Origin of the sequence: Pseudomonas sp. BS3782 TE3695, from assembly GCF_050435305.1 — a bacterium.
Lineage (GTDB): Bacteria > Pseudomonadota > Gammaproteobacteria > Pseudomonadales > Pseudomonadaceae > Aquipseudomonas.
Genome location: NZ_JBNDKB010000001.1, coordinates 3196913 through 3209516 on the forward strand (window position 1 = coordinate 3196913; position 12604 = coordinate 3209516).

Consider the following 12604-nt stretch of genomic DNA (forward strand, 5'->3'; position numbering starts at 1 on the left):
CAATGGTGGGAGAGCTAAGCTCTGCCATACTTGTCTTCGAAGCGAACAATATCGTCCTCTCCTAGATATGAACCGGACTGCACCTCAATTAACTCCAGTGGAATCACACCTGGGTTTTCTAACGCATGTATTTGACCGATAGGAATATAGGTTGATTCATTTTCGGCGACGAGATAGGTGTTTTCACCGTTTGTAACTTTTGCGGTACCACTCACAACGATCCAGTGTTCTGCTCGATGATGATGCATCTGAACAGATAGTTTGGCCCCAGGTTGTACGGTAATACGTTTAACTTGGTAGCGGGGACCGTTATCAATCGAGTCGTACATTCCCCAAGGGCGGTAAACTTCACGATGATTGATGTGCTCGTGCCGTCCAGACTGTTTCAGTTGTTCAACCAGCTTCTTGATTTCCTGCTCATGGGATTTGTGAGCAACCAACACTGCGTCTTTTGTTTCTACGATGATGAGGTCTTGAACGCCTAAAGTCGCGACCAGACGATTGTTTGCATGGATATAGGTATTTAGTGTGCCTTCCATCAGAACGTCCCCTTTTGGGGTATTACCTGCTTCGTCTTTGGTCGAAACATTTGCCAATGCATTCCAAGAACCGAGATCACTCCAGCCTGCATTCAAAGGTACCAATACTGCATCGGTCGTATTTTCCATTACTGCATAGTCAATGGATTCATCGGCGCAGGTTGCAAAAATTTCGCTATTTATGCGTGTGAAGTACATATCCTCAGACCCGCTACTCAATGCGGATCGGCAGATAGATAACATTTCAGGACGGAACTTTTCCAGTTCCTCAAGGTAACGGCTGGCCTTGAACATAAACATTCCGCTGTTCCAAAGGTACCGTTTACTTTCGAGATAGTTCTTTGCTGTCGCAGCGTCCGGCTTTTCAACGAAACGTTTTACCCGGTATCCCTTTTCGCCAACTTCCTCGCCTATTTCGAGATAACCATATCCCGTTTCTGGTGTTTTAGGTAAAACGCCGAAAGTTACTAGTTTCCCATCTTCTGCCAGCGGTATCGCTGCCTTCACACTTGTATGGAACTCTGCGATATCTTCGATCAAGTGGTCAGCAGCAAGTACCAATAAAATAGGTTCGCTTTCTGTAGCGACAGCCTGAATCGCAGCAATTGCTATTGCGGGAGCTGTGTTCCGTCCGATCGGTTCAAGCAAAATTCGGAAGTCTTCTATTCCAAGATTGAGCAACTGTTCTGCTGCCAGGAAACGATGTGCTTCATTACAGATAAGCTGAGGTGCTTGTAGGCCCAATCCGTCTAAACGTTGGATAGTCGCCTGCAGCATCGAAAACGTGTCGTCGGAAAGAGGTAGAAATTGTTTTGGGCGTTGTTGACGAGATAGGGGCCATAAGCGGGACCCTGTCCCGCCTGACAAAATAATGGGGATCATAACGGTACTCTGCTGAAGTGATTTGTGATGTTCGACTTGGTGCAAACGACGCGGGCAATAAGGTCGCGCTTCGTTCCTTTTTTAGGGCGCGGACATCTGGATGAATTCAAAGTTGGCACGCTACCGCCCCAGGATTTAGAGTATTAGTCCTGAAAACTCTTTGGAGCAAGCGAGTACTCCAAGGTGTCAATCTGATGCTGTAAAAAATCCCTACGTATATTCGGGGTTTTGGTCGTACTAATGATTGTTAGTTTTCTTGCTCGGAATGTTATCTGCGCTATTAATTCGTATGGCTGGGTATTTTACGTAGTCAGAAAGTATTCGTCATGCAATTTAGAAAGTATCTTTGTGCAGGCTCAAGTTGACATAATTTCTAACATGATTTCTCTTTGTTGCGGCAATATTTTTACTGACCAAAAATAACAGTTATTTCGCTTGGGCTGCGCTCGCAAGTATCTGTTTTTGTTGTATAAATAACATTGCTGTGCGTCTTTTAACATGCTAGATTCGCTCCTGGTGATTTTTCTCGAGCGCCTCGCCAGTCAGTTGAAAGGAGGGTAATAGCTCTCAATGTCTCTACGGCGATGAAGCTGGAGTTTTTATGTTGGTGCAAATCAGACATTTATTAACATATTGCTCGATGGGGACTGTTGAAATTCCACAAAATAAGTCTGAAAGCGCCGGTAAAGTGCTGAATTTCATAGGAAAATGTGGGATAACATGGTTTTGAAAAACTAACCTTCGAACTGTGCGCTTGATCGAGCTCTATGCCCTCACTGGCATTAGCGATTTTTCAGTGATATGGTCTACTAGAAGGTGAAAAGAGGGGGGCGGCCACAGGCGTTTGATGCTTGTATTAGTCGGTGTCTGCTCACTCTTTCGTTTTTGGTACTTAGTATCAAACCCCCGTAACTAGAGAAGGAGTCTGATATGAAAAATTTTTTTGCTGTTAGTCTGTTGACTATTTTGAGTGCCTCAGCAATCGCGGCAGAAGAACCGCTGACTCTGAGTACTCCATTGGTGGGTTCAGTCACTGTTGGTACGAGTTTGCTTATCGGTGCTGCTGTGGTCGCGGGCGTGGTTGCTGCATCTAATAGTGGCGGAAGTTCAAATGGTGGTACCACCGGGACCACCGGTACCACCGGGACCACCGGAACTACTAATTGAAATTGCAGTAGCGTTCGGACAAGGTCACGCAGGGCTACCTGTGTGACCTTGTTTTTTTGGGTGAGCTCTTAACTAACGTAGTGCCAATATGATGCGAAATCTTTCTGTTGCCGTGCTGGCAAGTATTACTTTGCAGGGTTGTATGTTTTCTCCTGGCCAACATATGGACACCAGTCAAATCGTACGTGATGGAACGTCTGAGAACAGCCGTGTTGAGTTAATCCCGATCACCCCTAAATTGATCGCCATGGACGCGGCCACGAAAGAAGGTGAGATCATTTCGCCCGAACTATTGCGCTATTCACCCGCCAGTTATCGGATTGGAGCCAATGATTTACTGTTTATTACTGTTTGGGACCATCCGGAGTTAACGGCACCCTCTGGGCCGCAGCAGCAAATCGATGCGAACGGGCGTCTTGTTCGCCCGGATGGTAGTCTTTTTTACCCCTATGTAGGCAACGTCGCTGCAGCGGGTAAAACAATTGAAGAACTACGCGAGCATATCTCCAGTCGGCTGTCGCAGTTTATTGAAAGTCCACAAGTAGACGTGAGTGTATTGCGTTTCGCCAGCCAAAAAGTCGTTGTTTCTGGCGCGGTCATCAGGGCGGGGCAACAACCCCTCACCACTACACCACTGAGTGTTGTCGAAGCTGTTGGTGCTGCCGGCATCGATCCACTGAATGCTGACCTTTCGGGTTTGGTGCTTTTACGAGACGGTCATGAATATAAGCTGGACCTGGATGCGCTGAACCGTCAGAACAATTCCCCGTTGCCAAATGTTTACCTCAAGGCTGGCGATCAGTTGTATGTACCTTACAACGATCGCAAGCGAATCTATGTCATGGGTGAGGTTAACCAGCCCCGGGCATTGAGCTTCAAAACTAAAACCATGAACCTGTCCGATGTGTTGGGAACAGTGGGGGGCTTGAACCAGACGACTTCTAATGGCAACGCTGTTTATGTCATCAGGGGTGTAGAAAACTTGGATAAAGAACCAGCTAAGATTTTCCAGTTGGAGGCTTCTTCGCCCTCTGCAATGGCATTGGCGACACGGTTCGATGTGCAAGCGCAGGACGTAGTCTATGTTGGACCTGCCAACGTTACTCGTTGGAATCGCTTTATCAGCCAGTTGGTTCCATCTGCATCCATCGTGGGTATTGGAGCGAAGGCCAAGAACGACGTAAGCAACTAAGGGCAAAGCCTACCGGTGAACATTTTACGCAGCAGCGTCTACTTGGCGCTGGCTTTCATTTTGTGCGGGTGTAACCCGTTGATGAAAGCCTCTTTCGACACGCTTAAAGCGTCCACTATGGGGCCAGACTCTTTGCAGTTGACCCAGGCGCAGGTGGACGCCGTTCCCTATCCTCAAATTAAAGTGACAACATCTTCCAGCGAGGGCGTCATGGCGATGATTCGCCAACGGGGCGACCTGCAGTTCTGGGTTGCCTCCGGTAAGCAGGTGTTGTTGATGCGCGACGGCTTGATCGTGCGCAGCGTCGGGCTCGGTATCAACCTCGATGGTACCCGCTGGGAGAGCGAGTCGCCGTTCAAGCGTGGACTGCATCTACTACCCGACGGGTACAGCAGCACTCGCTGGATCGATATCAATGACGGCTACCGAGTCGGTATTGCCGTGAACAGCCGGTTTAGCAAAGAAGGCATCGAGGACATCAGGGTGATGGACAAGACTTATGCCTTGCTCCGTGTTGATGAGCGCATTGATGCGCCTGAAATAGATTTCCATGCAGTCAATCGTTATTGGATCAGACCAAGTGATGGTTTCGTCATTCAGAGCGAGCAACATCTAACGCCTCAAATTTCCCTGAAGGTCATTCAGTTGCGTTCTGCTCAGGGAGCTATCAATTGAAGCGTCTGAATATTGTGTTTGCGGGTTTACTATTAGCCAGCTCAGGTCTGAGTCATGCCGATGTTACTGTCATTGGCGACGTTCGCAGCCCTGGCTATTTCAAGATCCAGCCGGGTGCTCGTTTGCTGGATGTTATTACCGCTGCGCAGCCCAATGCTGAGAGTTACTGGTTGGGTGCCGCATGGCTCCGCCAGCCTTTGCTAGAGGAACAGCGCCGACTGAAAGTCGGCGTATTGTTTGATCTGAAAGTTCTACAGCGTAGTGCGTTGCTGTTTGACAAGCCTGCCCGGGCTTCCTTGGCGAATCAGCTCTTTGAGGAGATCGGCCGGTTACCGGTAACGGGTCGCCAGGTTGCGGTACTTGACCCCGTTGCCGTAGAGGTCGGGTTTGCGCTTAACGAGCATCTTGCTGATGGCGACCGTCTAGTCTATCCGCTTCGCCCGAATACCGTGGAAGTGTTGGGCGCTGTCGCGAAACCTTGCCGACTGCCTTATCGCGCGATGCAGGAAGCCCGTGACTATCTTCGATCCTGTCAGGCCTTGTCCGACGCAGAGACGGACTACCTGTGGGTTATCCAGCCCGATGGTCACACCCGGCGGATCGGTATCGCACTGTGGAATCGGGAAGAGGGGTATTGGCCCGCCGCCGGCAGCAAAATCCTCGTGCCAATCAAGAACGATGATCTTGATCCGCCTACACCTGAACTCAATCAGCAGTTGGCCGAATTCCTCGCCACTCAACCTGTGGCTGAGGTGGCCCCTTGAAGTTACGTTTTGCAGCGGTCCTGTTGTTGCCTTGTGGTTTAGCTCATGGAGAGCCGCGTTATACCCAGAATGATTTCGGTGGTGTGGGCTTGTTACAAACCCCTACCGCACGCATGGCACCTGCCGGTGAGCTAAGTGTCAATGCCAGTCGAACCGATCCCTATACTCGCTACAGCCTTTCGCTACAGCCCTTTGATTGGCTTGAAGGCTCGTTTCGATATACCGCCATTACCAACCGGGCGTACGGACCTGAGTCCCTCAGTGGCGATCAAAGCTACAAAGATAAAGCTGTCGATGCCAAAATTCGTTTGTGGCAGGAAAGTCACTGGCTTCCTCAAGTGGCGTTAGGTTTTCAGGACATCGGTGGTACTGGATTGTTTTCCAGCGAGTATTTTGTGAGTAACAAACGCGTTGGAAACTTCGACTTCAGCGTTGGTGTCGCTTGGGGATACATGGGCAGTCGGGGGGATTTTGATAACCCGCTTGGCTGGGTCGATGAGCGCTTTGATACACGACCACCCAGCGAAGGGACAGGCGACTTCAATACGAATTATTTTAGAGGATCGCCATCCTTGTTTGGTGGTGTCGCCTATCAAACACCTTGGGCCCCCCTCAGTCTGAAACTTGAGTACGAAGGCAACGACTATAAAAACGAGCCGAAGGATAACGACATCAAGCAAGACTCGCCGATTAATGTCGGCGCGGTTTTCAAGCTGACAGACTCGATTGACCTCAGCGCGGCCTGGGAACGTGGTAATACCGCGATGTTCGGTATCACGCTGCACACCAACTTTGCCAGCCGCAAGACGCCAACAAAGACCTATGACCCGCCAGCGGAACCTCTTCCGGCCCAGGCACCTGTCACCTCCCCGGACCAGGTCAATTGGGCCAATGTGTCCCAGCGCCTGCAAAACAACGCCGGTTATAAAGTGGAGCGCATTACCCAGCGTGGCTCTGAGTTGTTGGTGTACGGTGAGCAGTCGCGTTACTTCTATTCGGCGAAAGCCGTGGGTCGGGCTAGCCGGATTCTGGACAACAGCGTCAATGACGATATCGATTGGTTCACCTTGGTGAACAAGCGATACGACATGCCGCTGGAAGAAACCAGCGTGCCCCGCGAAACATTTCGCGAAGTGGTTAATCACCAGGAGCCCTTGCAGGACTTGCATCGCGCCACCGAGATCAATGCCGCGGTACCGCACACCGAGACCACGCTATTTACCGGGGCACGGGATCCCTTCTCTTATGGGCTGGGTCTGGGCTACAAGCAGAACATCGGTGGTCCCGATGGCTTGCTCTATCAGCTCACTGCCGATGCGGATGCCGAGTATCGCTTTACCCGTGATACTTGGTGGAGTGGTTTGCTGAGCGTTAATTTGTTGAATAACTATGACAAATTTACCTACGACGCACCGAGTGGACTGCCGCGAGTGCGCACTGACTTGCGCAAGTATCTGACGACATCGGATGTCACCATGCCGACGTTCCAGCTCAATCACGCCAAGCAGTTGGATAAAGACCTGTATGGCATGGTCTACGGCGGCTATCTGGAGTCGATGTTTGCCGGCGTCGGCGGTGAGGTGCTGTTTCGTCCGGCAGGCCAGCGCTGGTCCGTAGGTGCCGATCTGAACTTCGTTCGCCAGCGTGACTTTGATCAGGGATTCGGTCTGCGTGACTACTCGACCGTCACAGGCCACATCACTGGCTATACCGATTTGCCTTTCGAGGCCCAGGCGGCCGTTAGTGTCGGCCGTTACTTGGCTCGCGATTGGGGTACCACGATCGACCTGTCCCGTGAGTTCCGCAACGGTGTGCGATTTGGTGGCTGGGTCACGCTGACCACGGCGACTAAAGAGGAGTATGGCGAAGGTAGTTTCGACAAAGGCATCTACATCTCCATGCCTTTCGACGAGTTGATGAGCGTGTCGACGATGCGTCGCGCCAATATCGTCTGGGCGCCTTTGACCCGGGACGGTGGTGCACGGCTTAACCGTAGTTATTCGCTGCACACCATGACTGATAGCCGTGACAGTGATCTGTTCTATCGCAACTTTGAGAAGATCACGGAATGAGGGTTGCGATCGACAGGGCGGGTAAGCCCTGTCGTGAAGCGCATCACTCAACGCGGTTCGGAGCTGGTGGTGTATGGTGAGCAGTCTCGCTATTTTTATTCGTCCAAAGCTTTCGGACGAGCCAGTCGGATTCTCGATAACAGCGTCAATCAAGACATCGACTGGTTCACCGTGGTGAACCAGCGCTATGACATGTCCATTGAGGAAACCAGCATGCCGCGAGAGACTTTCCGCGCGGTCGTGAACAATGACCAGCCGCCGAAAGACCTGCACCGTACCACCGAGGTCAATCCGGCGATTGCGCACCGCGAAACCACGCTCTACACCCAGGCGTTGGAACCGTTCAGCTATGGCCTCGGCCTGGGCTACAAACAGAACATCGGCGGCCCCGACGGCCTGCTCTACCAGTTCAGCGCCGATGCCGACGCGGAGTACCGTTTCACACGCAACACCTGGTGGAGCGGCTTGCTCAGCGCCAATCTGGTGAACAACTACGACAACTTTACCTACGATGCGCCGAGCGGATTGCCACGAATGCGCACCGATTTGCGCAAATACCTCACCACCTCCGATGTGACGATGCCGACGTTCCAGTTCAACCATGCGGCGCAGCTGGATCGGGATTTGTACGGCATGGTCTATGGCGGCTATCTGGAATCCATGTACGCTGGTGTTGGCGGCGAAATGCTGTATCGGCCTACGGGGAAGCGCTGGTCGGTGGGCGCTGACCTGAACTTCGTACGCCAGCGCGATTATGATCAGGGCTTCGGTCTGCGGGATTACGACACCGTGACGGGCCATGTCACCAGCTATACTGAGCTACCCAATGACATGCTCGCGGCGGTCAGTGTCGGGCGTTATCTGGCGAAGGACTGGGGCACCACCGTCGACTTGTCGCGGGTGTTCAAGAACGGTGTGAAGTTTGGCGCCTGGGTCACCCTGACCAGTGCCTCGAAGGAGGAGTATGGCGAGGGCAGTTTCGACAAAGGGATCTATGTTTCCATCCCGTTCGACGAACTGATGAGTACCTCCACCATGCGTCGGGCCAACATCGTCTGGGCGCCACTGACACGCGATGGTGGTGCACGCCTGAATCGTGCCTATTGGCTGCAGACCATGACCGACGGACGTGATAGCGACCTGTTCTACAACAACTTCGAGAAAATTACCGAATGATCACGTGGCTCAAAGGCTTGGTCGAGTTGCCGTTCTGGCTTCGGGGCCTGGTCTTTGCCGCGGTCACCGTGATTCTGCTATTCGCGGGTTTGCGCGCTCAGCCGATCCCGGAGCTGTTCGCCGAAGAAGACAAGCTTCATCACTGGATTGGCTTTCTGATATTTGCGTGCAGTTGCCGCCTGGCCTTTCCCGCTGTGAAGTTTCGCTGGATCGCCGTGGGGTGCTTGCTCACCGGCGTACTCATCGAGGCTGCGCAAGATTTGATGCCGCTGCGCACGGCTTCGCCCTACGACATGCTGGCTAATACTGCCGGCGTGTTGATGGGATTATTGATTTCAAGGTATTGGGTGCGCTGAAAGGCGCGAAATACTTAGCCGCCTACCGGCATGCAGTCACCGTTGATTCCTCGCTATACCCCCTCCAGCAACATCTCTCTTGCCGTCCGGCACATGTCATTCTATTTATCCCTGATGCGATCAGTAACAGCTGTAGCAGTTGTAGCAGCTGCCGAGCCTGCGAGGCTGCGTTCGGCTGCGCAGCAGCCGTGAATCCGGCTGACGCGGTTTGTCTGATGCACCGCAAGTCCTGGCTTGGCGACGGCTTCGCCGCCGAACGCAGCCTCGCAGGCTCGGCAGCTGCTACAGGTCAACGCAGCCTTTGGCAGTTGCGACAAAAAAAGAGGAGGGCGGGTAGAAGGGCGGGCAGTCAGATATCTGACTGCCCGGTTTGAGGCCTTGTTAGCTACAAGCTGAAGAACAGGCGGGGAGCGACTCGCAACAGTTAATAGATGTCCTTGGAAAATAACGTAAAAGGTGTCTTGATCAGGATCTTGATATCGAGCCACAACGACCAGTTATTGATGTAGTTAAGATCGATTTCCACACGCTTTTGCATCTTGTCCAGGGTCTCGGTTTCGCCACGGCAGCCGCTGATCTGGGCGAGCCCGGTGATGCCCGGTTTGATTCGATGGCGAGCCATGTAAGCCTGGATCTTTCCGGTGTAGTAGTCGTTATGGGCGATCGCATGGGGCCGCGGACCAACCAGCGCCATATGGCCTTGCAGCACGTTGAAGAACTGCGGCAGTTCATCGATGGAGGTGCGTCGTATGAAACGGCCGACCGGCGTAATGCGCGGGTCTTCACGACCGGCCTGGCGGACCTGATGGTCGTCGTGCAGGCGCATGGAGCGGAACTTCCAGACCTTGATGATCTTGCCGTTCCAGCCATGGCGCTCCTGTTTGAAGATGATCGGGCCCGGGGACGAAATCTTCACCGCAGCGGCGATTATCAGAAGCAGTGGGCTGAAGGCGATCAGCGCCAGGGCGGCAAGACTTCGGTCCAGCATTGTTTTGCTTAGCGCCGCTGTCGGATAACTGGTCAGCGGGCTTTCATTGAGGTGAATGGCGGGCAGGCCATCCAGTTCGCTAACGGAATGGTTGAGCAACGTCATACTGCCCAGGTCAGGAACCCAGACTACATCGACATTCGAGTCGAGAAGGTCGATGTACAACGCTTCGACCTGTTTGGCTTCGCTCAGGGGCAGCGCGATGTATAGCCGGCGGACATCGTGCACCCGAATCAGCTCGCGCAATTCCTGCAGCTGACCGACGATTCTGTGGGCATTGACGTTGGTCGACAGTTCGTTGGGTTTTGAGCTGATCAGACCGACCAGCGGCGGGTATTCGGTTTTGGCCAGTTTGTCCGCCAGATTCACCGCCAGTTGGTCGGTGCCGATAATCAGGGTGTTGTTTTGGCTGTGCAATTGCCGATGGTAGTGCCTGGAAAAGCTGTGCAAAGGCAGGAACAGCAAGGCCTGCACGCAATAACCGGCCACAGCCCAGACAAGGATGATCTCCCGGGAAAACAATTCGCTGGTTTTGCTGATAAAGCCGATGCTGGTCAGTCCGGTCAGCGTTAGCAGCCAGCCGAGCAGCAATCGACCCAGGCCGGTGAGGTAGCCATGCTGTTTGTGATAAACCAGCAGCAGGGAATAGGAGGGGACCGAACCCAGTAGAGTAAGCACCGCTAACACACGGTAATGGGCCTCTATATCTCCTGTCTGATAGAGCGCCAGAGCAAATAACAGCGCGTTGACCGAAGTGATGGCAATTAACCATTGCCCCCAGAAAGTCAGTCCTTTGGAAATGTTATTCCGATTAATACGATTATGTACCATCGCGGTGTCCCTCGGGCATGCGCCACGTTGTGTATCAGTCGACGGTTAATAAATGGCAGCCACGCACAAAAGCTGAGCGAACAAGGTTCGGTCAGAAGTTATTTTTATTATTAGAGGGGAATAACATGAGCTGATGGCTGGCCATCCTGGCGTTGTTCTCAAGTCAGCTGATACGGTTGTCTCAGTGTCCAGTTTTTATACTAGTACCTAAATCTTTGTGGGTGTCTGACGAATTATAACGACCGCTCTTGGAGAAGGCCTGTTATAAAAGGTCGTGCTGTTTTGTTAGGAGTATATCGCTCAATCATCTATATAATTGCAACATTCGATAAACGTTTGCCAAGTAGCGAGGGACGAAGCGGAGCCGTAGCCGGGGAGGGTTTATTGCGCAAATCAGGGTGTGCTGTGCCAAGAGGCAAGTCACAGGAGAAAATGTATAAGTTAAGGGCTGGGCGGAGAATCGCGTTTATTGTTATTGTTTTTGCGATCTCGCTCAGTAGGCGACTCTTATCCTTTGTGCCAGGCAGTAACCACGGTTTCTGACCGAGCGAACCAGTCGTTCGCCATTAGCCGCAGTTTTGAACTTTTTCTGTAACCGGCTCAAGCACATTTCAAGCCCGCTATATTGATCCGGGTCTTTATCGATACGTAGAATAAGATCGTTTTTGCTGAGTACCCGTCGATCGCTGAGGATCAATTGAGTGAGCATTAACGATTCGGTACCGGTCAATGGGATGGTGATGTCTTCTTTGAACAGCGTTCGATCGTCAGCGTTAAACCACCAGATATCAGGATTGCCCTGGGACTCTTTAACCCGACTGACCGCCGAGATGAACTCTTCATCAGCCACTGGCTTCTTGAGAAAGCCATCAACACCGAAGTGCGAGAAGTGATTAAGTTCCGAAGGTTCTGAGTTGGGTGTTATGAGGATGATTTCCGCATCTTTTTGATTTTTACGGATGAAACTGACATCGCTTAGCGATATGTCCGCCTGGTCGAGCAGGATGTGCGTGAATCGACTCTTTCGGATGCGTTCGCTGCTGAGTTTACCTGACTCGATTTCAAAAGATAAATACAGGCGTTGCGCGAGAAGCGACTCGATTGCTTGTCGTGCCAGTTGGTCCCGGGTGAAAATCAGAAAGCTGTTATTCGGTGTGTTCACAATAAGGTTCCTTCCTAGTCTGGTGAAGTTTTTAAACTTAAATAAGCTCAGTCGGCGAGTAGTACCTCCCCTGAAAAAAGTCGAAGGGCATGCTGCGAGCCAGTGTGTGCAGTGCTTTGTGCTCCACCCTGTCCGCCACGAATTTGATCTTGCTGTCGTGGATCATGCTGCTCAGGCAGTCATAAGATCGATTGAAAAAGTCCTGGCTGTTTTCGACCATGATGTCGAAGTTGGATTTGGTCAGGTCCACTTTTATATAATCGAACAGCGTCAAACTAATCAGCTTTTCAGTGCTGTCGTCGCTTAAATCATAGCCGTCAAAGGCGATTTCGATCCCATTGTCTTTCAATAAGTGAATGTGATTGATAATGGTTCTTTTTTCTTTGAGGTTGAATGACAGGAACGAACTGCTGTTAATGCTGGGGATTAGCTGTTGCTCATACTTTTTGAGTATCGCTTGAGCATCGTTCATTTCCTTGATCAGCGTTTTATCCAACAAGGCAGATTGGTTCATGGTCACAAACAGTTTGTTTGGCACCGGTGCGGAATGAGAAGGCATGGCCTCAATCTGCGAGAGGGCATTCAATTGGATCCGTGTCAGGACTTCGTAATAAGTCGCCAGCGGATGGTCGGAATGGAGTTGTTGATACCCCTTGTTCAGCGGCGTCTCCTGTTTGGTCGCCTTGGCATAAATTTCGCTGCCAAACAGTTCATCGTTTCGTTTCAGAATCGATTGCCTGAAGAAGACCAATGCAAAGTTTTCGTGCGCTATAACTTGCCTGCCGGGCTCCATTTCCTAA

General features: G+C 51.8%; 10 protein-coding genes and 1 pseudogene. 7 read left to right on the forward strand and 4 right to left on the reverse strand.

The window, feature by feature from the left end:
- Nucleotides 1–14: 14 nt before the first annotated feature.
- The gene (locus ABH909_RS14560; RefSeq protein ID WP_429434199.1) at nt 15–1421 is read right to left on the reverse strand and encodes a mannose-1-phosphate guanylyltransferase/mannose-6-phosphate isomerase; all 1407 of its coding nucleotides are present in this window, start codon (nt 1419–1421) and stop codon (nt 15–17) included.
- 930 nt (nt 1422–2351) lie between these two features.
- On the opposite strand from ABH909_RS14560, the gene ABH909_RS14565 reads away from it, so the two are divergent.
- The 7 genes and pseudogenes from ABH909_RS14565 (at nt 2352) to ABH909_RS14595 (ending at nt 8823) form a co-directional block, all read left to right on the forward strand.
- Nucleotides 2352–2588, forward strand: a complete 237-nt coding sequence (locus ABH909_RS14565; protein WP_429434202.1) for a hypothetical protein — start codon at nt 2352–2354, stop codon at nt 2586–2588.
- Nucleotides 2589–2676: 88 nt separating this feature from the next.
- Nucleotides 2677–3780 (forward strand): polysaccharide biosynthesis/export family protein, encoded by a 1104-nt coding sequence (locus ABH909_RS14570; RefSeq protein WP_429434205.1) that lies wholly within the window; start codon nt 2677–2679, stop codon nt 3778–3780.
- A gap of 15 nt (nt 3781–3795) precedes the next feature.
- A complete protein-coding gene (locus tag ABH909_RS14575; RefSeq protein ID WP_374707262.1) occupies nt 3796–4455 on the forward strand; it encodes a YjbF family lipoprotein in 660 nt (219 codons plus the stop codon).
- Complete coding sequence (locus ABH909_RS14580; protein ID WP_429434208.1) at nt 4452–5219, forward strand: capsule biosynthesis GfcC family protein; 768 nt, start codon at nt 4452–4454, stop codon at nt 5217–5219. The genes ABH909_RS14575 and ABH909_RS14580 overlap by 4 nt, the downstream gene beginning before the upstream one ends.
- On the forward strand, nt 5216–7291 hold the full coding sequence (locus tag ABH909_RS14585) for a YjbH domain-containing protein (protein ID WP_429434211.1): 2076 nt from the start codon (nt 5216–5218) through the stop codon (nt 7289–7291). The genes ABH909_RS14580 and ABH909_RS14585 overlap by 4 nt, the downstream gene beginning before the upstream one ends.
- Nucleotides 7292–7324: 33 nt before the next feature.
- Nucleotides 7325–8467 (forward strand): annotated as a pseudogene (locus ABH909_RS14590) (YjbH domain-containing protein); the annotation flags it as partial.
- The gene (locus ABH909_RS14595) at nt 8464–8823 is read left to right on the forward strand and encodes a VanZ family protein (protein WP_429434214.1); all 360 of its coding nucleotides are present in this window, start codon (nt 8464–8466) and stop codon (nt 8821–8823) included. The pseudogene ABH909_RS14590 and the gene ABH909_RS14595, both read left to right, overlap by 4 nt.
- Nucleotides 8824–9247: 424 nt before the next feature.
- Here the strand turns inward: ABH909_RS14595 and ABH909_RS14600 are convergent, their stop codons facing one another.
- The 3 genes from ABH909_RS14600 to ABH909_RS14610 all read right to left on the reverse strand — a co-directional run bounded on the left by ABH909_RS14600 (nt 9248) and on the right by ABH909_RS14610 (nt 12597).
- Nucleotides 9248–10642, reverse strand: a complete 1395-nt coding sequence (locus tag ABH909_RS14600) for an undecaprenyl-phosphate glucose phosphotransferase (RefSeq protein WP_429434217.1) — start codon at nt 10640–10642, stop codon at nt 9248–9250.
- A gap of 493 nt (nt 10643–11135) precedes the next feature.
- Nucleotides 11136–11804 carry a winged helix-turn-helix domain-containing protein gene (locus tag ABH909_RS14605; RefSeq protein ID WP_429434220.1) on the reverse strand — a complete coding sequence of 223 codons (669 nt, stop codon included), beginning with the start codon at nt 11802–11804 and terminating at the stop codon, nt 11136–11138.
- Nucleotides 11805–11841: 37 nt separating this feature from the next.
- Complete coding sequence (locus ABH909_RS14610) at nt 11842–12597, reverse strand: EAL domain-containing protein (protein WP_429434222.1); 756 nt, start codon at nt 12595–12597, stop codon at nt 11842–11844.
- Between the last annotated feature and the right edge of the window lie 7 nt (nt 12598–12604).